The sequence below is a fragment of the Bifidobacterium sp. 2450 genome (assembly GCF_041900695.1).
In the GTDB taxonomy this organism is placed as follows: Bacteria; Actinomycetota; Actinomycetes; order Actinomycetales; family Bifidobacteriaceae; genus Bifidobacterium; species Bifidobacterium longum.
The window spans coordinates 43914-62305 of the sequence record NZ_JBHEEA010000014.1 but is presented as its reverse complement, the minus strand read 5'-3'; the positions used below and the strand labels follow the sequence as shown (position 1 = coordinate 62305).

General features: G+C 60.8%; 14 protein-coding genes and 1 pseudogene. 6 read left to right on the top strand and 9 right to left on the bottom strand.

From position 1 onward, the window contains the following. Positions 1-140 precede the first annotated feature (140 nt). The 3 genes from ACEUKI_RS08615 (at position 141) to ACEUKI_RS08605 (ending at position 3490) form a co-directional block, all read left to right on the top strand. Positions 141-1544 (top strand): ABC transporter permease, encoded by a 1404-nt coding sequence (locus tag ACEUKI_RS08615; protein WP_080785748.1) that lies wholly within the window; start codon positions 141-143, stop codon positions 1542-1544. Then, positions 1541-2662 carry an ATP-binding cassette domain-containing protein gene (locus ACEUKI_RS08610; protein WP_181896247.1) on the top strand — a complete coding sequence of 374 codons (1122 nt, stop codon included), beginning with the start codon at positions 1541-1543 and terminating at the stop codon, positions 2660-2662. Before ACEUKI_RS08615 ends, ACEUKI_RS08610 begins: the two co-directional genes overlap by 4 nt. 123 nt (positions 2663-2785) lie before the next feature. Then, complete coding sequence (locus ACEUKI_RS08605) at positions 2786-3490, top strand: HD domain-containing protein (protein WP_115770471.1); 705 nt, start codon at positions 2786-2788, stop codon at positions 3488-3490. A 72-nt stretch (positions 3491-3562) separates the two neighbouring features. Here the strand turns inward: ACEUKI_RS08605 and ACEUKI_RS08600 are convergent, their stop codons facing one another. From ACEUKI_RS08600 to ACEUKI_RS08585, 4 genes are all read right to left on the bottom strand, one after another. Then, positions 3563-4423 (bottom strand): class II glutamine amidotransferase, encoded by an 861-nt coding sequence (locus ACEUKI_RS08600; protein WP_080785747.1) that lies wholly within the window; start codon positions 4421-4423, stop codon positions 3563-3565. 93 nt (positions 4424-4516) lie between these two features. Then, positions 4517-7021 carry a KUP/HAK/KT family potassium transporter gene (locus ACEUKI_RS08595; RefSeq protein ID WP_374156727.1) on the bottom strand — a complete coding sequence of 835 codons (2505 nt, stop codon included), beginning with the start codon at positions 7019-7021 and terminating at the stop codon, positions 4517-4519. A gap of 130 nt (positions 7022-7151) precedes the next feature. Then, on the bottom strand, positions 7152-8111 hold the full coding sequence (locus ACEUKI_RS08590; RefSeq protein ID WP_251848121.1) for a TatD family hydrolase: 960 nt from the start codon (positions 8109-8111) through the stop codon (positions 7152-7154). A 16-nt stretch (positions 8112-8127) separates the two neighbouring features. Continuing rightward, positions 8128-8307: a hypothetical protein gene (locus ACEUKI_RS08585; protein WP_251848120.1), complete on the bottom strand. Its 180-nt coding sequence runs from the start codon at positions 8305-8307 to the stop codon at positions 8128-8130. A gap of 180 nt (positions 8308-8487) precedes the next feature. Here ACEUKI_RS08585 and ACEUKI_RS08580 point away from each other — a divergent pair, with 180 nt between their 5' ends. Further along, positions 8488-9558 (top strand): Fic family protein, encoded by a 1071-nt coding sequence (locus ACEUKI_RS08580; protein WP_080785745.1) that lies wholly within the window; start codon positions 8488-8490, stop codon positions 9556-9558. A gap of 34 nt (positions 9559-9592) precedes the next feature. Here ACEUKI_RS08580 and ACEUKI_RS08575 read toward each other — a convergent pair whose 3' ends face one another. From ACEUKI_RS08575 to ACEUKI_RS08565, 3 genes and pseudogenes are all read right to left on the bottom strand, one after another. Beyond that, entirely contained in the window at positions 9593-9730 is a 138-nt protein-coding gene (locus ACEUKI_RS08575) for a hypothetical protein (RefSeq protein WP_251848127.1), read from the bottom strand. Positions 9731-10160: 430 nt separating this feature from the next. Further along, complete coding sequence (locus tag ACEUKI_RS08570) at positions 10161-10385, bottom strand: hypothetical protein (protein ID WP_256866971.1); 225 nt, start codon at positions 10383-10385, stop codon at positions 10161-10163. Positions 10386-10419: 34 nt separating this feature from the next. After that, positions 10420-11244: pseudogene (locus ACEUKI_RS08565) on the bottom strand (glycoside hydrolase family 27 protein); the annotation flags it as partial. A 418-nt stretch (positions 11245-11662) separates the two neighbouring features. Between ACEUKI_RS08565 and ACEUKI_RS08560 the strand changes: the two are divergent. After that, positions 11663-12820, top strand: coding sequence for a LacI family DNA-binding transcriptional regulator (locus tag ACEUKI_RS08560; protein ID WP_374156726.1), 1158 nt, complete (start codon positions 11663-11665; stop codon positions 12818-12820). A gap of 171 nt (positions 12821-12991) precedes the next feature. Here the strand turns inward: ACEUKI_RS08560 and ACEUKI_RS08555 are convergent, their stop codons facing one another. Next, entirely contained in the window at positions 12992-14050 is a 1059-nt protein-coding gene (locus ACEUKI_RS08555) for an AraC family transcriptional regulator (RefSeq protein WP_374156725.1), read from the bottom strand. Positions 14051-14077: 27 nt separating this feature from the next. Continuing rightward, positions 14078-16306 (bottom strand): glycoside hydrolase family 127 protein, encoded by a 2229-nt coding sequence (locus tag ACEUKI_RS08550; protein WP_374156724.1) that lies wholly within the window; start codon positions 16304-16306, stop codon positions 14078-14080. 224 nt (positions 16307-16530) lie between these two features. On the opposite strand from ACEUKI_RS08550, the gene ACEUKI_RS08545 reads away from it, so the two are divergent. Beyond that, a complete protein-coding gene (locus tag ACEUKI_RS08545; protein ID WP_115770478.1) occupies positions 16531-18057 on the top strand; it encodes a C1 family peptidase in 1527 nt (508 codons plus the stop codon). Positions 18058-18392 lie beyond the last annotated feature (335 nt).

Here is an 18392-nt window from a genome sequence, read left to right as displayed (position 1 = left end):
GACCACCACATCGCTGTCAGAATGTTCTCAGACCTCATTGAGGGGTATAACAGTATTGCGCAAGAAAACGGTCACTAAACGCAACAATAGTTAAAGCCGTATTGATCTGTTCGGCTTAGGAGAACGGGAGAGGTAATTACATGTTCGTCCTCAGCAACGCCTGGCAGGCCCTGACACGTTCTAAAGGACGTACGGCCCTGACCGCGTTCATCACCTTGGCGGTCACCTTCGGCACAGTCGCCGGACTGGCCATCATTCAAGAAGATACCAACGCACACACCACCGCGTACGATCAGCAGAAGGCCACGTTGGCCGTTCGCCCGACTGCGGCTACGTGGAAGAAGGTCTCCGCTACGGACTCGGCTTCCACCAAGCATTACATGACGTGGACCTCATACACCGAATACGCCACGCTCGTCCAGTCGGCCACCGACTCGTTGAACTTCACGGTTACCGAAACCGTGCCGGCCCGCGTGAGCGATGATTTGAAGGCCCTGGACGGCGGATCGCTGGGCTCGGCCTCCGATGATGAGACCGGCGGCCAGCTCATTTGGCGAGCCTTCTGGACCGAGGATGCCGCCAAGGCCAGCGACCTCGGCACCTTCGAAATCGTGGACGGCAAGGACCTGAGCTACGACAACAAGTCCTCCAACCCGAACACCACCGGCGCACTGGTCTCTGAGGCGTTTGCCTCCGCCAACAACCTGAAGGTGGGCGATACGCTCAAGGTGGCGGCCGCCTCGGACGCCAAGACCACGGCCAAGCTCAAGGTGCGCGGCATCTACAAGTACACATCCGAATCCGCCGTCGCCAACCCGGTGACGGCCGCCCGCAACCGCGAGAACGCGATCTTCACCAACTATCAGACCTTCGCCAAGGCCGGACTCGACCCACAGTCCAACGGCGAGACCGCCTCCGGCTGGGCGGTGCCGGATCTGGACGTGGTGTTCGACGCCGGTGATCCCGCTACATACAAGTCCTTAGTATCCACCCTCAAGAAGTCCAAGCTGCCCGCCAAGGGATACGAGGTGTCTTCCCCTTCGCTGGAATCCTACAACGCTTCTCTGGAGCCGCTGGATACGCTATCCTCGCGCGCGAAGACCGGCACCATTGCGTTGGCTGCCGTGGGCGGCGTGCTGTTGCTCATCCTCGTGCTGTCGGGCGTGTGGGCACCCAAGCGTGACGACGAGATCGGCATGGCACTGGTGTCCGGCGTCACTCGCGGGCGTTTGGGATGGCAGTTCATGCTGGAAGTGTTCATCGTCACCCTGCCCTTCTACGTAATTGGTCTGGTCGGAGGCGCGTTCGCCGCCAAGCCGATCGGATCTGCTCTGGCATCCGGCCATGCCACCCCGGTGACATCGGGCCTGATTTGGACCATGGTCTGGTATGGACTGGGTTCAATCCTGATCCTGGCGATTCTTGCCGCCCTGCGCCTTGCGTTCTTCAGCGCGAACAAGCTGTTCGCCGCCGATGGCGACTGGGGCACCGTGAGCGAGACCGAGACGACCACCACAACCGACGATGCGGAGGCACAGGCATGAGCGACAAGAACAACGATCAGGAACTCGAGAAGACCACTGACGCAACGGCTGACGAAGTGACTTCTGAGACTGAGACGAACGACACCATTGAATCAGTTCCGGCTGACTCCGTGCAGTTCAGCGTGACCTTCGATGACGTTGATGACGAAAGCACCGTTGACGATGGTATTTACAGCGCACTGGCATCTGCCGAAACCGGAGAAACCGACGAGACCAGCGAGGCCGAAGCAGACGCCATCGCTTCGGTCAACGCATCCGCCGAAGTGACCGAGCGCAATGCCGCCCGCGTCAACGAAACACTCCGACTGGCCAAAACCGATCACAAAGACGCATTGGCCGAGCATGCGGAGCCTCAGGGCAAAGCGGCCGAACCCACCATGACGCTGGCCTCGCGTATCGATCGCGTGTTGGGGGGCGGCGGTTCCGACGACATTCTGCTCAAGACCTACCCGACCTTTGCCCTGAACAAGGTGACGGTCGCCGGCCCCAAGGGCAAGGTCAACATCCTCGATGGCGCGAATTTCTTCTGCTATTCCGGACACGCATACGCGCTGCTGATCAGCGACGACCCCGATTCGGGTATCACCGCCGACGCCAAGCGTCGCGCGCTGATGGGCGTGATGAGCGGTTTGACCACGCCGGCGTCTGGCACGGTGATGAACAAGAGCGCCAACATTGTTGAGCTCGAGCCCGTGGAACTGCGCGGCCACCGTTTGGGCATTGTGCCGCAGCTGCACGCCGTGCAGCCGAAACTCGACGCCGAACAAAACGTGTTGTACGCCATGAATGCGTCCAACCGCAACTTCCTGAAGCCCAAGCCGGTGATCGCCCGCGAACTGCTGGCCGAGGTCGGCTTCTCCGAGGCCACCAGCGGCGTGGCCGTCGGCACGTTGCCTTTGGTGCAGCAGCGTTTGGTGGCCATCGCCCGTGCAATCAGCACCGAGGCCGAAGTGCTGATCCTCGACGAGCCGACACGAGGGCTGAACGCGGATGACGAGGTGACCGTGTTCGCCGCGCTGGCCAAGCTGGCGCACACCGGTGACCCGAAGCACTGCGTTATCGTGCTCACTGTGTCGCGCGAGATCGCCGAAGCAGCCGATACACTCTTCGAAATCTGATGTTCAGACCATAGAGCCCCCTGTGATTCGATTTGCCGAATCGCAGGGGTTTTTCAATGCTGCGGCTCATTGCCGCGCTAATCTGACGATAAATCTGACCGTACGAGACGAAACCTGATAATCATGACCGGATATATTCCCACACTGGAGCAGATCGACGAGTTGCACCGCAAAATCGCGCCGTCCAGGGCGGCGTACGAGCTGGTGCACACGCATTGCGTGATTGTAGCGACCATCGGCTGCCAGATCGTGCGCCGGCAGAACGCGCTGTTCACGCGCCGCTGCACATTACCGAAGGACGCGGAGGTACCGCCCACCGCAGGCGTCACCGGCGGCCATGTGCCGCCGCGTCTGCTCGACGAGCATTTGGTACTCATCGGCGGACTGCTGCATGACATCGGCACCTACCGCGTGTTCAAGCATGACGGCTCTGACGGCGAACCGCTCAAATTCAGCAAGAAACGCTACATTCTGCACGGTCTTAAGGGCTACGAGTATCTGCTCGACGAGGGCGTGGACGAGTCCATCGCCCAGTTCTGCCGCAACCATACCGGCGTGGGACTTACGCGCGAGGATGTGGTGCGCCAGGAGCTGCCGTTGCCACCAGCCGACTATGTGCCGATGAATCTCGAGCAGGAAGTGGTGATGTACGCCGACAAGTTCCATAGCAAGTCAGTGCCACCGAAGTTCCTGCAGGTCGAGGCGTATACGGCCCGAGCCGAGCGATTTGGCGGAGAGAACAAGCAGCGATGGCTGGATCTGGTGGCCAAGTATGGCGTGCCGGATATTCCGGCGTTGGCGGAGAAGTATGGGATGCGGATGATTTGAGGCTCTAGGGGCCTCTCCCCCCAGTCTGTCGGCTGACAGCCCCCCTCGTCAGAGGGGGCTTATGAAGCTATTTCAGATGGAACGGAGACGGTAGGTGCCGTTGCGATTGGAGGCGATGATCATCTGGTCGTTCTCCAGCACGTTCCAGCCTTCCTGCTCATAGCCGGAAGAGGAGACCACCACACCGGCGGAGTCGCCGTTGTCGTCGTGCAGCTCACGGTAGCGCATCACACGGTAGTCGGCGGCCTGCTCGCCACGGCCGTACTCATCGTAGATTTCCACGATGCGCGGGCTGGTCTTCTCACGACCGGCGGCGCACAGGGCGATGAGCTGGTCCTCGGACTGGATCATGCAGTTGTAGCTGGACTTCGGGTAGGCTTGGCGCAGTTCGCGCACGGCCTGGACCACGGCCTCGTCGAGCGGGAAGCCGAAGCCGATGTATTCCAGAATCACCGCGAAGAAGATGGCGGAGTCGGAACGGCCGCCGGTGGAGAGGAACACGCTGTGGTTCACCGGGTATGAGCGGTTGGTGACGATGTTGCGGCCATTGGCGTCCGAGATATCGCCGTTGTGGATGAAGCTCAGGCCGTTCGCATAGAACGGGTGCTGGTTCTCCATGATGAGCGGCAGATTGGAACTTGCCAAGCGCAGGTGCCAGACGGCACCGCGAGACGGTTCGTCGGCCAGCGCCTCAAACGTGCTGTCATGACGGGCCGCGATGGTCGACTTGTAGATTCGGGTACCAGTTTCCGGAGTGGGTGCGCCACCGTCGCGCACGTGCGGCGCTTCGGCGGGATCGGGAAGCTGGGCTACACCCCAGCCATCATTGTGGATTTCAGACAGTTCACGGAAATCCTCGACATTGTCTTGCCCCAACACAGCGTTGAGACTCAGGTTGAAGCCTGCCGTCGCGTATCCCAGTAATCTGCACATGGTATTTCAACTTACCGAAACCGTGTGGCGACGTGCGGCGACCGTTATAGGCATTCTTTATAGAGCGCATCAGCACCGCTGCAAACTGGTATGTTATCGCTTCTGTTTGGCGGAGCGCTGAGGCTTGGCGGCGGGTTTGCCGTTCTTGGCCTTGCCCTTATCGCCCTTATCGCCCTGCTCAGCGGCGGCAGCGGCCTCAGCGATCTTCCGTTCCTCGGCCGATACGGCGGCATCGAGCTCCTGTACCAATCGCCCAAGCCCGGACGTGGTGTCCATCGGGTCGGGGACGGCGGCCGGGTCGGCCACTGCACGAGTCGGCGTGGGCGTCGAGATAGTCTTGGCCGTATCGGTGCGCTTCAGACGCGGTGGGCGGCGGGTGGAGACGAACAGCGGCTGCACCTCGACCAGCGGGTTGTAAGGTGCCAGACCGAACCACTTAACCGGCGAGCCGGCCATGCGGCGGATTGCGTACTTGGCTTGCAACGACAGGGCACCGCGTGCGGAAACCTTGGATTCCGGCATCAGGGCCTTGTGAATCAGCACGTAACGGATGGTGCCGATGTCCGGATCGGCGTCGACCTTGGGGTAAATCGATTTCTGCTTAGGCAGTTCGCCGGTTTTGGACAGGTCGTGCATGATCTGGTGGATGTACGCCGGGATGGACTGCGAAACCTTGAAGCCCAAACGGAAGCGCACGCGGTAGATGTAGTTCGTGCCGAGGTTCTCCACCGAGTATTCACGGGTGAACGGCTCGTCGGTGGTTTCCACGCTGACTGCCCACCAGGCGCGGGCGCGCTTGGGGTGGTCGGCGAAGATGGAGAAGAAGATGTCCGTGTCGAGTCGCTTGGTTTCCGAGTCGGAGGTCAGGTACACGATGTTGTCCGCAAAATACGGGATGCGGAAATCACTGTGCAGCTTGTCGAGCGCGGGTAGGAAGTCGTTGGGCCTCATGTGACGGCGTTGCGCACGTTCGAGCTTGGTGCCCTCATTCCACGTGTACATGACGAACAGAATCGCGGCGGTCAGCAACATGGTGAACCAACCACCGTGCAGGAATTTGGCCATGGACGCGATGAAGAACATAGCCTGAATCGCCAAGAACAGCACGGTGAACACGATGGCACCGACCCGCTTGCCGGAATGCCATAGGTAGACGCCGAGCAACACGGTGGTGGTGATCATCGTAATGGTCAACGCCAGGCCGTACGCGGCGGAGATGTGTTCGGAATCCTTGAAGATGGCGAGCACGGCGAGCGTGGCCACGCACAACACGCCGTTGACCACCGGAATGTACAGCTGGCCGCGCGTACGGGCCGGGTAACGCACCTGCAGATGGGGCATCCAGTTGAGGCGGGTGGCCTCGGAAACCATGGTGAACGCGCCCGTGATCAGGGCCTGGGAGGCGATCACGCCGGCCGAAACAGACAGAATCACGGCCAGGTACCGCACGTTCGGGGTCATCATCTGGAAGAACGGGTTGAGCGACTTCATCGCGGTGTATTGCGGGTTATCGCTATTGGCCAACATCCACGCGCCTTGGCCGAAGTAGTTGAGCACCAGCGCAACCTTGATGAATGGCCAGGTGAAGTAGATGTTGCCGCGCCCCACGTGGCCCATGTCGGAGTACAGCGCCTCGGCACCGGTGGTCGAGAGGAACACGGTGCCCATCAGGGCGATGCCGGCAGCATTGTCCGGGCTGAACAGGAATTTGATGCCGTACACCGGGTTCAGGGCCGCGAACACAGACCAGTCGTTAGAGAGATTCGTGACGCCTACGATGGCGAGGAAGCTGAACCAGACCAGCACCATCGAGCCGAATACTTTGCCGATGCTTTCGGTGCCGCGCGACTGCACGGAGAAGAGAATCACGATGATCACGACGGTAATCATCAGGGTCAGGCTTGGGTTTTCGTCGAACAACCCTTCCAATGGCGGCAGGGTCTGCAAGCCTTCGACTGCGGAACTGATGGAAACCGCCGGGGTAAGTACCGAATCCGCAAGGAATGCCGCGCCGCCGAGCATGGCGGGAATCGCGAGCCATGCGCCGTACTTGCGAATCAACGAGTACAGTGCGAAGATGCCGCCTTCGCCATTGTTGTCGATGCGCATGGCGATGAGCACATATTTGACGGTAGTGATCAGCGTAATCGACCAGAAGACCAGCGACAGCATGCCGAGCACGGCCTCTCGGTTTACGCTGCCAAGCCCTCCCTGACCGGCAAGGAAGGTCTGCGCGGTGTAGAGGGGCGAGGTGCCGATGTCGCCGTACACCACGCCGAGCGCCACGATCGCCATGCCCCAGGTAACCTTGTCTGGGCTGGATTGCAGGCGGGCCCACCATCGGCCGAGGCCGCCTTTCGACCATGCGCTGGCGATTTTCTCGGCTTCCTTGGTTTCGGCTTCCCTCTGCTTGGCGAGTGCCTCGCGCTCCTCCTTGGTGAGAGTGCGGCGGGACACCTTGGGAGCGTTGGTAAAGGTGTCGGCCCTCAGCAGTGCTTCTTCTTCCTGTCGGGCCTTGGCTTTGGCGGCGCCAGCCTGGGCTGTCTGGGCCTTTGAGGCTTTTTGGGCGCGTGCGGTCCTTTGGTTCGACTCAGCCATACGTTCAGTCCTCCATTGAGGTGGAGATCATCCCCCTCGCTTATGTTAGGTACATCATGGTAGACCTCGTTCACAATTCTGACAAATTTTACAAGTCAACACATCGCCGCGACGGCCGCACACCCGGCCCTCACAGTCCGTATACGGCGCGGGTGGTATCGCGGGTGCCGCGCGCCACATCCGCGATGGGCAGGTCGAGCGTGTCGGTCATGGCGCGCAAGGTGTAGGGGATCATGTACGGCGCGTTGGTGCGGCCGCGGTAGGGCATGGGCGTCAGATACGGCGCGTCGGTTTCGACCATCGCATGGTCCAGACCCACGATTCGCAGCGATTCGCGGATGCCGTCGTTGCCCTTGTAGCTCACAGTGCCGGAGAAGCTCAGATACCAGCCATGTTCGCGCGCGATCTCGGCCATCTCACGGTCGCCGGAATACGAGTGGAATACGGTGCGTTCGGGCGCGCCGTCGGCCAGCAGGGTTTCGATGACCTCGCGATGGGAGTCGCGGTCGTGAATCTGCATGGGCAGGCCCAGTTCCTTGGCCAGGGCAATATGCGCGCGGAAAGCTTCGCGCTGCAGTTCCTTGGCACCTTCGCCGGTGCGGAAGAGATCCATGCCGGTCTCGCCGATAGCCACCACTTGCTCGGGGTATGTGGTGGCGAGGCGATGCACTTCGGCGAGCGCCTCCTCGAAAGACGTGTCATGGTAAGGCTTGTATTTGAGGGGCAGACCATCCGGCCCCGGCACACCGCGATGCCCGTGGAGCACGGACTCATTGGGGTGTATTGCGAGCGCCGCGTGCACGTTACCTGGATGATCGAGGGCCATCTGGACGGCGGTCATCAGGTGCGGCAGCTCGCAACCGCAGTCGATGATACCCCCAATGCCGACAGATTGCGCCTGCGCCAGCAATTGGTCGACGTCATACACCGGAACTTCGGGCTGCCCCTTCTCCTGCGCCTCATGGCTCATAGCGCGCGCGAAAGGGATTACGGAGGCCACGTGAGTGTGGTTGTCGATGGTCTGGGCGTCGTCCGGCAATGCTTCAGGTGCCGGGGCCCAGCTACGGTCGCGATGGTGGTGCTTGCTCATGGTTTCTCAGTGTAGGCTACCGCCAGCAACGCTCGTAAGGCAGTCCGGTAAGACGTTCGACTACACGACGGGTATCGTCGGTCACGTCCGCCTTGGCACCACCGTTGCGCAAACGGGTGATTTCAGCCAGAACGACGGAATCAGTGCGCTTGTCGATACTTACGGGCCAAGCCTTCGAGCGATTATATGCCGCCAATCTCGGCCGCCTGAACTTGCCGTTTCTTGCCACGAGCGCAACATTCCCGGGAAAGTAACGCAACCGGCAAGCGAGACGGCCGCCATCCTGCCGCCTTTTCTGCCTCATCAGCCCATTTTCTGCCTCATTTTGATAAAATATGATGCAGAAAAGTTCGCATGATGCAGAAAATGAGGCAGTATGAGATCATTCGACTACATCGAATCAGGTAAGACGTTGCTCACCCCACACACCACGAGTTTGCTTGCCGCTATTCACGAGGCAAAAGGGCGTCAAAGCATACAGACAACGATCAGACCGGATATATTGGAGACGCTGGTTGCCGTCGCGCGCATCCAAAGCACAGATGCCTCAAACCGCATCGAAGGTATTTCTACCAGCGATAGCAGGCTCAACGATCTCGTCTCGGAGAAAGTCACACCGCGCAATCGCAATGAAGAAGAAATTGCCGGTTACCGTGACGCGCTATCGGTTATTCACGAAAGCCACGACTATATTCCGATTACCCCGAACGTCATTCTTCAACTGCACCGCGACCTCTTCCGACACACACCACTGACCTTTGCGGGGCATTTCAAGGACAGTGACAACGTCATCATCGAACGAGATGCACACGGGACCAGCACCGTGCGATTCGCCCCACCGTCCGCACTTGTCACACCGGAACTGATTGAACGCGCGTGTTCCGCCTACACGCAAGCAATCCGAGATGAACATACCGATCCATTGCTTGCCATCGCCATGTTCATTCTCGATTTCACCTGCATACATCCGTTCAATGACGGCAACGGCCGCATGAGTCGGCTACTCACGCTCCTGATGCTGTACCGCAATGGCTATATGGTCGGCAAATACATCAGTATCGAACACCTTATCGAGCAAAGTAAAAGCACTTATTATGAGGCGCTGGCCGCAAGCACCCAAGGATGGGACGACAACGCCAATGATTATGCGCCATTCACGAACTACCTGCTTGGCATCATACTGTCCGCGTGCAAGGAATTCGACGAACGCATCAATCTCACGGCAGGCGGCAGAGCGCAGGGAGCACCGCGAGTAGCCACCAAGGGAACGCGGATTGAAGCACTGCTTGATCAATCCCTAGTTCCACTCTCCAAGGCCGATATTCTCGCTCGCATGCCCGATACCAGCACCACCACCATTGAGCGCACGCTGAAATCACTGTTGGACTCCGGTACGATCATCAAAATCGGTGCTGGTCGCAGCACCCGCTACGTGAAACGCCGCTAAACACATCCTTGTGCGCAACATTCCCGGGAAAGTGTTACGAATCCACCACGCACAACCCTAATCCGCGACGCAATCCCGGGAATGCGTCGCCATTCCACCGCGGACCGAGTTTGGTCATGCCGATGCCGAACAGCGGCATCAGCGGCAGCGAAATCGCCGCGCAACCCAGCAACAGCGAGGCGAACGCAGCCGTATGATTCTAGTCGTACACCACGAAGAACACGAAGGTCTGGCCGAATATGTCCATCGAGACCTGCACCGATACAGTATTTCAACCTAAGACTTACCAAAAGACCTTTGCGGGGAGCCTCGTTGCCTCAACCGGAGAATCACCAAACTTCAACCACATATTTCACATACCCACAAAAGGCCGCCACCGCGGGAGGAGCCACGGTGACGGCCTGCCCCGGCGCCCTGTACAAGCGGCGCCGGCGACGGTGATGAGAGGAAGGAGGGTACGTGTAGTAAGTGAAGCGAACGATCGCGTGGACCGGTGCGGACAGGAGACGAACAGACTCAGCCGGCCGCAGCCAGTCCAGCCAGCCACAAGCCAAACCGGCCCAGCCAGACACAAGCCAGCCCACCCGGCCCGCGCGCGCCGTTTACTTCATGCCGGTCATCGCGATGCCTTCGACGAAGCGCTTCTGCACGAAGAAGAACACGATGAGCAACGGCAGGGCGGAGATCAGCGCGCCGGCCATCACCACGCCGTACGGCGTGACGGACGAACCGTGACCGGTCAGCATGGCCAGACCGGCGGTGATGGTGCGGGTCTCCGGCTTGGAGGTCATGATCAACGGCCAGAGCAGGTCGTTCCAGTTGCCCATGAAGTTGAACATGCCCACGGTCAGGATCGCCGGCACCGCGTTCGGCGCGCAGGCCTATGTGCCCGAACGGCACCATGTCGGCGTCGGCCCAGTGGCCGGTGTTCTGGAACGGCGCCCAGCGGGCCAGGCGGGCGAACTGCTGGTAGATGTCTTCCCAACGGTCCCACAGATCGTCGGAAATACGCCACATTTGGGCGTTCTCGCGCAGGAAGTCGACGTAGCTCGTCGCCACCCGGCCGCCGGGCGAGAGAGACAGGTCAATCGAACGGCCGTATTTGGCTTCGGCTTTGGCGATGGCGCGATGATAGGCGGCGATTTCGTCGGAGTGGAACGGGGTCTGCATGTCGTCGACCTTGAGGAAGTCGAGGCCCCAGGAGGCGAACAGATCGAGCTGCGCGTCATACCAGGCCTGCGCGCCCGGGTGGGACTGGTTCAGGCCGTAGTTGTCCGGATTCCACTTGCACACGTGGTCGAGGTCGGCCACGTCCTTGGCGGTGTAGCTGGTGCCGTATACGGGCAGGTTCTTGTCCACGGCGATACGCGGGATGCCGCGCATCATGTGCACGCCAAGCTTCAAGCCCAGTTCGTGGACGGCGGCGGCGAGCGGGCCGAATCCCTTGCCGCCGGCGGCACTCGGGAAACGCACCGGGTCGGGCAGCTGACGGCCGTATTCGTCGAGAATCAGCGGCGCGTTGTCGTTGTAACCATGTGCGCGGGCGGTCGGGTCGTACCAGTCGATGTCGATGACCAGCGTATCCCAGCCGACGTTTTTCAGGTGTTCAGCCATGAACCGCGCGTTGGCCAGCAGCTCGTCTTCGGTGAGGGTCGTGCCGTACGAATCCCAGCTGTTCCAGCCCATCGGCGGACGCCATGCCTGAGGAAGGGCCTGGGGAAGATTCGCCATCGTATCCTGCTTTCGTTGATATTCGCATAAGTTGCCATACGGCGGTATGCCAGCCGCAAACCAATCGGCATAGCGCACGTACGGATAGGTGAAGAGTGACGCCACTCCCCCGGAGAGTCCCATCCCAACGTACGACGAACTTCATGGCCTCTTGGCACACCGCCGTATGTACCGTTACATATTCTTCCACCGGAACGATATCAAGCAAGCGCATGTTACGCTCGGCGCGTCATCACCCAAGCGCAGCATTTTCAGCGATTCCGGTACACAGCCACCATTTGCCAAAACACGATGTTGTGAATACCGTTACAACCATCGGAAGCATTACGGGCATTGTCCAATGCCCATCACAGGCGAAACATGAGGTGACGTTATGCCGAGCGGCAAACCAACATTGCGCGACGTAGCGAAGGCCGCCGGGGTCTCCCCCATGACCGCCTCGAATGCGCTGCACGGCAAGCCGGGTGTTAAGGGTTCCACGCGCGCCAAGGTGCTGGCGGTGGCCGAAAAGCTTGATTACCGCATCAATCTGACGGCCAGCATGCTGAAGTCCGGCCGCAGCAACATCATCCACATCATCGTCAACGAATTCGATTCGCCGTTCTACTCCAAACTCGTCGAATCGCTCGTCACCGAAACCACCGAGCGCGGGCTGACGCCGTTCGTGGAGCAAACCCGGTACTCGCCGGACGCCGCCAAACACGCGCTGGCCAACAATCCGTTCTCCGGTCAGTTGTTCGACGGCGAGATTATCCACGCTTCGGGCCTGAATGCCGGTGTGCCGCTTTCCGCGATCAACCACGGCCGACCGCTGGTTCTGATTGACGCCTGCGAGGAAACACCCACGTTCGATACCGTGAACTTCCCGAACGAAGACGGCGCGCGGGCGGCAGTGCAGCATCTCATCGAATGCGGATGCCACCGCATCGCCATCGTCGGCGACGGGTATTCGCCACGAACCGAACTGGCGCATGTGGAAAGTTCCAGCGGACTGCGCCTGCGCGGGGCCAGCGGCGCACTGCTTGACGCCGGGCTGCCGTATGACGAATCGACGAACTTCATTGGTTACGGTAGCGACAGCGGCATCGAAGCCGGTCATGCCATCGCCGAGGCGATGCTCGAAGTTCGCGCACAATCGGCTGATGGCATTACTGAGTCCCGTTCCTCGGACGCCACGCAAGCAGAGGGAAGCACCCCGGCCATCGATGGCATCTTCTGCATTAACGACTATGCCGCATTCGGAGTAATCCGAGGCCTTGCCGACTACGGCATCCGCGTGCCCGACGATGTGAAAGTCATCGGCTTCGACGGCGCCACGGCCGGTTCGTACACCACACCGACGCTGAGCACCGTTCAAGTGGATCTCGATCAGCTCGCCCAATTCGCGCTCGATATGATCACCCGCCGCGTGGAACAGCGCGACCAGGGCGACGGCAGGTCCGACGAATCCGCTGGCATGCCGGCCACGCGCGCCACCATTGGATACACACTGGTTCCGCGCGAGTCCACTGTCGGTTCGGCAAACAGGTAACGCCGAAACGCCGAAATAGGGCGGCGATTCCCGACTGCCGCGCCCACTGCCCAAGTGCCGTGCGGCGTGACGTGCGAGGTTTCGGTATGCGTCAAACCGTTCCCAGCGCTCCCATGTGGTGGTGGCGCCCATGCACACTTTTCCTAGGGTTAGGACCATGGCCTTCCCCAATCACACGGTGTTGTAGAGGCGGGCGGGGAAGGCGTCGCGGTATTGGCCGGGGGTCAGGCCAGTGCGGCGATTGAAGACGCGCATGAAGTACTTGGGATCAGCGTAGCCCACTTCTCGCGCAATATCCGCCACGCTGGAAGCGGTAGAACTCAGCAGTTCGCGCGCACGGTCGATGCGATATTCAATGATCTGCTCGGCCACACCCACGCCGAACACGCGCCGGTACATCGCGGTCAGATAGCTGGGTGAATAGTGGAAGCGCGCGGCCACTTTGGCCACGGTGATGTCGTCGAAGGCATTGGCCATAATCCACGAGCGGATGGCCAGCATCGGCGCTAGGCCGGATGGAACCGGCGACGGCACCGATGCCCCGCTATCAGGGCCCGCAGCCGCACCATGAGTGCCATTCGGTCCATCAACCTTTGTGATATGCGCCGATTTCGCGAGTCCAGCCCTAAAGCCATTGTCCAGCTGAGCTTGCTTCCGCTCTTGCCTGGCACGATCCATACTGGTGATGGGCTTGCCGTCGCCCCGGTAGCCGGCGAGCGTACGATGGGTGGCGAAGTCCGCCTTCAGCCGCTCCTGCGCGCTGGCCTCCAGCAGCAGGCCGGTGGCGAAGTAATCGCAGTAAGCGTTGGAATACGGGCCGAATCGCGCATAGATGTCGATGAGTTGCCCACACATCACCGCCAGTCGGTCGGGATCGGGCAGGGTGCGTTCATCGGGCAGCAGCAGGCAATGGTCGTCCTGCGGCAGATTTGCGGCATCGGGAAGCGCACGCGCATCCGGCAATTTGAAATGCATCCAGTAGAAGTCCACGTCGGACGTGATGATGTCGGCGCCCGCATGCTCCACATTCGGCGGCAACAGTGCGATTTGGCCGGCCTCGATATGCAGGGTCCGCTCCCCTACCCGCATTGGCAGGACGCCCCGACGCACGAACATCAGCTCGAAGGTGTCGATGGTGCGCCGCATGTGGCGCCAGCCCGGTCCGGACACAAACTGCCCGACCGAGTAAAAGTCCACCGGCCCTTCGAGCCGACACATCGTGATGCCCATGGCTACCAGAGTAGCCGAGAGCAAATATCAGCCGCGCAGCCAGACGGTCATTTCGTTTTCGCCGCGGTTGGCCCAGGCGAAGTACGGGATGAGCGTGGCGGTGACGGGCTCGCGCTTGACCGGCGCATAGGCGGTGTAGAGCGGTGCGAACGCCGGCACCTCGGCCGCGCCCTCACCCGCGGCGGCCACAGCAGCCGGCAACGGCTCGCGCCAAGCCGGCACCTCAAGCTTCACCATGCGGCGGGCCACATCTTCCACCTCACCTTGTCCCTGCTCATCGATGCCAGTAGCGCCGGCGTGGAAGTCGAACTCCTCGACCTTGGCCACGCTCGGGTCGGCCAATAGTGCCTCCGTATCCGCGTGCATCAGGTGCAGGTTCGCACCATTATCCTTTTCTTCAGCGCAGAAAGTAATCGGACCGCGCACAAACGCCACCTTGCCGGCGTCCTCGCGCACCAGCGGGTTGGCGGCCAGCATACGCACCGGCATCGGGAAGTCGAACGTCACGGTGTCACCGTCGCGCCACTCACCGGTCAGATACAGGTAGCCGTCGCGAATTTCACGGGTCACGCGGGAACTATCGGCCCCAGACTCAGACTCGCCCGTGGCCGTAATCGCGGCGGCAGCAGCGGACTCATCACCCACCCAACCGGGCAGACGGAAGGCCAGCGTAAAGCGAGCAGGAGCCTGAGCCGAGGCACCAGCGGCGTCATTACCCAAACGCACGACCGCCTTGCCATCGCCATACCACGGCAGGTTCGCCGTAACATCCAGCCCCACAGCCGTACCATTCAACTCAGCTTTGGCCACGCCGCCCATATACAAGTGCGTGAACAGCGTACCGCCATCCTCGGCAACCGTGTAGGCATATTCCTGCACCGACTCAACGATGCGGGCGACGTTCGGCGGGCAGCATGCGCAGCCGAACCACTTCTGACGCACCGGCTTGACGTGGCGCAGGCGGCTGTCTTTATGGCAGGCATACGGATTGACTTCCAGCGGGTTCACGTAGAAGAAGCTCTTGCCGTCCAGCGCCATGTCGGCCAGCGTGGTGTTGTACAGCGCCGACTCCATAACGTCCGCGTACTCGGCCTTTGGCGCGAGCTCGAGCATGCGACGGGCGAAGAACGCCAGCGAAATCGCGGCGCAGGTCTCGGAGTAGGCGGAGTCGTTGGGCAGGTCGTAGTTGTAGGAGAACGCCTCGCCGTCCACCGTGCCGCCGATGCCGCCGGTAACGTACAGTTTCTTATCGACGATATTGCGCCAGAGCCGCTCGGCCGCATCGGCGAGGTCCTGGTCGTCGGTCAGTCGGGCCACGTCCGCCAGACCGGAGTAGAAGTAGCCGGCGCGCACGGCATGGCCTACGGCTTCGTCTTGTTCGGTGACCGGCTTGTTCGCCTGGTGATAGGCGTACCGATTGGGGTCCGTGTTGGGTTTGTAGTTGGCGTCGGCGTCGCGCTTTGCGTTCTCGTCTGCCTGAATATCGAAGATGTACGGTTGCCGGCCGCGCTCGGTCACGAAATATTCGGCCAGATCAAGGTACTGTTGCTCACCGGTGACCTCGTACAGCCTCACCAAAGCCATCTCGGCAATCTCATGACCGGGGTAACCACGCAGCTGGCCCGGCTTGCGACCGAAGCGCTCATCTACGTAATCGGCGAAACGGCAGGCGGCCTTGAGCAACTTGTCTTTGCCGGTGCCCTGGTAGTAGGCCACCGCACCTTCAACGAGGTGGCCGAGGCAGTACAGTTCGTGATGATCACGCAGATTGGTGAACGCGCGATCCATGCCGTTCAGGATGTAGTAGGCGTCCAGATAGCCGTTGTCGAGCTGGGCGGCACACACGATGTCGATGGCTTGGTCGGCGGTCCGCTCGAGTTCAGAATCCGGGTGATGGGCTAGGGAGTAGCCGACTGCCTCCACCCACTTGGAGAAGTCGGTGTCTTGGAACACGAAGCCGTAGAACTTGTCTGGGTCGGGATTGGCCGGGTCTTCGGGGAGCGCCTCAAATCCGCGGAACGTGTACTTCGGCGGCACGAACGCCTTGCCCAGGGTATCCTTGCGCTTGTTTTGCGCGGCAGCGGCCTTGAAGTTGTGCATGCAATAGCTGGGGGCCGTGCCGGGGACGTTATCGTTCAGGGCGTTCCACTGATAGGGAATCACAGCCGTGCGCACGAGTTCCTGCTCGGTGCGCCAGAACGAATCGGTGACGGTGACGTTTTTCAGGGCCAGCGACTTGCTATGCAGCGAAGTCATGACGTACTCCTTTGGACTATGCGACATTCGTCAACAATATGTATCGGTACATATGATACGTGCGCCCGCGCGGGCAGCAAGGTGGACAAATCGTTGCCGGGATGGAATCGCCGGCGCATATCCGCTCGTACGATTTCGCCCGGTGAATCGCCCGACGAATACACGGCGACTTATACTACCGACGGACCACAAACGTCGCCTACATGAATGGAAGATCAATCATCATGACAGCAAACGCCAGCGCACGGGCCATCAAACCCGAACTTCTGCGTACGTACACCGAAGACTTCAACAAAGACCGCGCCAACCTGATCGCGGCGGACGCGGCGGTCTCGGCCGGCGTGCTCAAGGCGGCCACCGACTATCGCGGCGTGCGTGCGCTGCCGCGCGACTTCTCTATCGAACTCAAGCAGGGTTCGATCACCGATCAGGAGCGTTCCGGCCGTTGCTGGATGTTCGCCGCACTGAACACGCTGCGTTACGAACTCATGCATCGCTGGAATCTTGAGGATTTCGAGTTCTCCGAAACCTACCTGTTCTTCTGGGACGCGATGGAGAAGTCGAACACTTATCTGGAAAACGTGCTGCGCACGCTCGACGAGGCGACCGATTCGCGTCTGTTCGAGGCCATCAATGAGTCGCCTGCAGACGATGGTGGCTGGTGGCAGATGTTCGCCGCACTGGTGAACAAGTACGGCCTAGTGCCCAAGAGCGCCTACCCGGAGTCTGAGAACTCCCGCAATTCCGACGATTTCAAGCAGTATCTCAACTCCAAGCTGCGCGAGTTCGCGGCCGAGCTGCGCCGCCGTTCGGCTGCGGGGGCGTCTGAGGACGAGTTGCGTGCGCTGAAGGACGAGTACATGGGCACCGTGTACCGCATCTGCGCCGTGGCGCTCGGCGAGCCACCGGAGAAGTTCGACTTCTTCGCGCGCACCAAGGATGATGATGAGGATAAGAAGGGCGAGGCTTGCAAGTGCAAGGTCGAGGCCGACGCAGACGGCAAGGCCGAATCCTGCAAGTGCGGCGACTCCTGCAAGTGCGAGGGCAAATCCGACGCCAAGGCCTGCAAGTGCGATAAGGACAAGTCCGACAAACCGAAAACCGGCAAGGACGAGCGCCCGCAGATTCGCGAAATCGGCATCACCCCGCTTGAGTTCTACAAGAAGTACGTGCCGGTGGACGTCAACGATTTCGTGACGCTGGCCAACGCCCCGCTCAAGAACCGCCCGTTCAACCAGCGCTACCGCATCCGCTTCAGCGCGAACGTGGCCGAGGCTGGCGATATGGAATTCGTCAACGTGCCGCTGGACGTGTTCAAGAAGGCCGCGCTTGACCAGCTCACCGCCGGCCACCCGATCTGGTTCGCCTGCGACTGCACGCAGTTCGCCCTGCGCAAGGACGGTTTCTTCGACCAGTCCGTGGTGCGCGTCGACCAGCTGTTCGGCACCGAATTCACCGGCGACAAGGCCCACGGCCTCGAATACGGCGACAGCCCGAGCAACCACGCCATGACCTTCACCGGCGTGAACCTCGGCGAGGACGGCAAGCCGAACCGCTGGAAGGTGGAGAACAGCTGGGGCAAGGACGCCGGCAAGGACGGCTACTACGTCATGTCCGACGCCTGGTTCGACCGCTACGTTACCGAGCTCATCATCCGCAAGGAATACCTCGACGACGCCACCCGCGCCCTGCTCACCACCGAACCAGTCGAGCTCGATCCCTGGCAGCCCCTCACCCGTCGCTGCCGCTGACATATTCCGTCTATTGCCCCGCTGACGTGACGAGCCACGAAGCAAACAGCCCGCCGAGCTGTTTCAGGCGACGCCCGTCAGCGCGAGCGTATATTTGCGCCCCTTCTCCGTTCTCCGGAGGAGGGGCGTTTCCGTCTATTTGATGGGTTTTGGCACCTCACGCTTGGTATACGATTACCACATCGGAAATCATCAGCAATAAAAAGAAACCCGGCGGAGGGGGCCGCCGGGTGAGAGAGAAGAAGGGTTCAGTTATGGGGTTCGGAAAAACCTCGCCACCGGTATGAACTTCATTCCGTTGACATCTTCTATATAACCGTCTCTTTCTTGGGGAT

What these genes read in the sequence shown, in the direction of transcription:
- ACEUKI_RS08615 (WP_080785748.1), top strand. Translation starts at nt 141, where the DNA reads ATGTTCGTCCTCAGCAACGCCTGGCAGGCCCTGACACGTTCTAAAGGA.
- ACEUKI_RS08610 (WP_181896247.1), top strand. Translation starts at nt 1,541, where the DNA reads ATGAGCGACAAGAACAACGATCAGGAACTCGAGAAGACCACTGACGCA.
- ACEUKI_RS08605 (WP_115770471.1), top strand. Translation starts at nt 2,786, where the DNA reads ATGACCGGATATATTCCCACACTGGAGCAGATCGACGAGTTGCACCGC.
- ACEUKI_RS08600 (WP_080785747.1), bottom strand. Translation starts at nt 4,423, where the DNA reads ATGTGCAGATTACTGGGATACGCGACGGCAGGCTTCAACCTGAGTCTC.
- ACEUKI_RS08595 (WP_374156727.1), bottom strand. Translation starts at nt 7,021, where the DNA reads ATGGCTGAGTCGAACCAAAGGACCGCACGCGCCCAAAAAGCCTCAAAG.
- ACEUKI_RS08590 (WP_251848121.1), bottom strand. Translation starts at nt 8,111, where the DNA reads ATGAGCAAGCACCACCATCGCGACCGTAGCTGGGCCCCGGCACCTGAA.
- ACEUKI_RS08580 (WP_080785745.1), top strand. Translation starts at nt 8,488, where the DNA reads ATGAGATCATTCGACTACATCGAATCAGGTAAGACGTTGCTCACCCCA.
- ACEUKI_RS08570 (WP_256866971.1), bottom strand. Translation starts at nt 10,385, where the DNA reads ATGGGCAACTGGAACGACCTGCTCTGGCCGTTGATCATGACCTCCAAG.
- ACEUKI_RS08560 (WP_374156726.1), top strand. Translation starts at nt 11,663, where the DNA reads ATGCCGAGCGGCAAACCAACATTGCGCGACGTAGCGAAGGCCGCCGGG.
- ACEUKI_RS08555 (WP_374156725.1), bottom strand. Translation starts at nt 14,050, where the DNA reads ATGGGCATCACGATGTGTCGGCTCGAAGGGCCGGTGGACTTTTACTCG.
- ACEUKI_RS08550 (WP_374156724.1), bottom strand. Translation starts at nt 16,306, where the DNA reads ATGACTTCGCTGCATAGCAAGTCGCTGGCCCTGAAAAACGTCACCGTC.
- ACEUKI_RS08545 (WP_115770478.1), top strand. Translation starts at nt 16,531, where the DNA reads ATGACAGCAAACGCCAGCGCACGGGCCATCAAACCCGAACTTCTGCGT.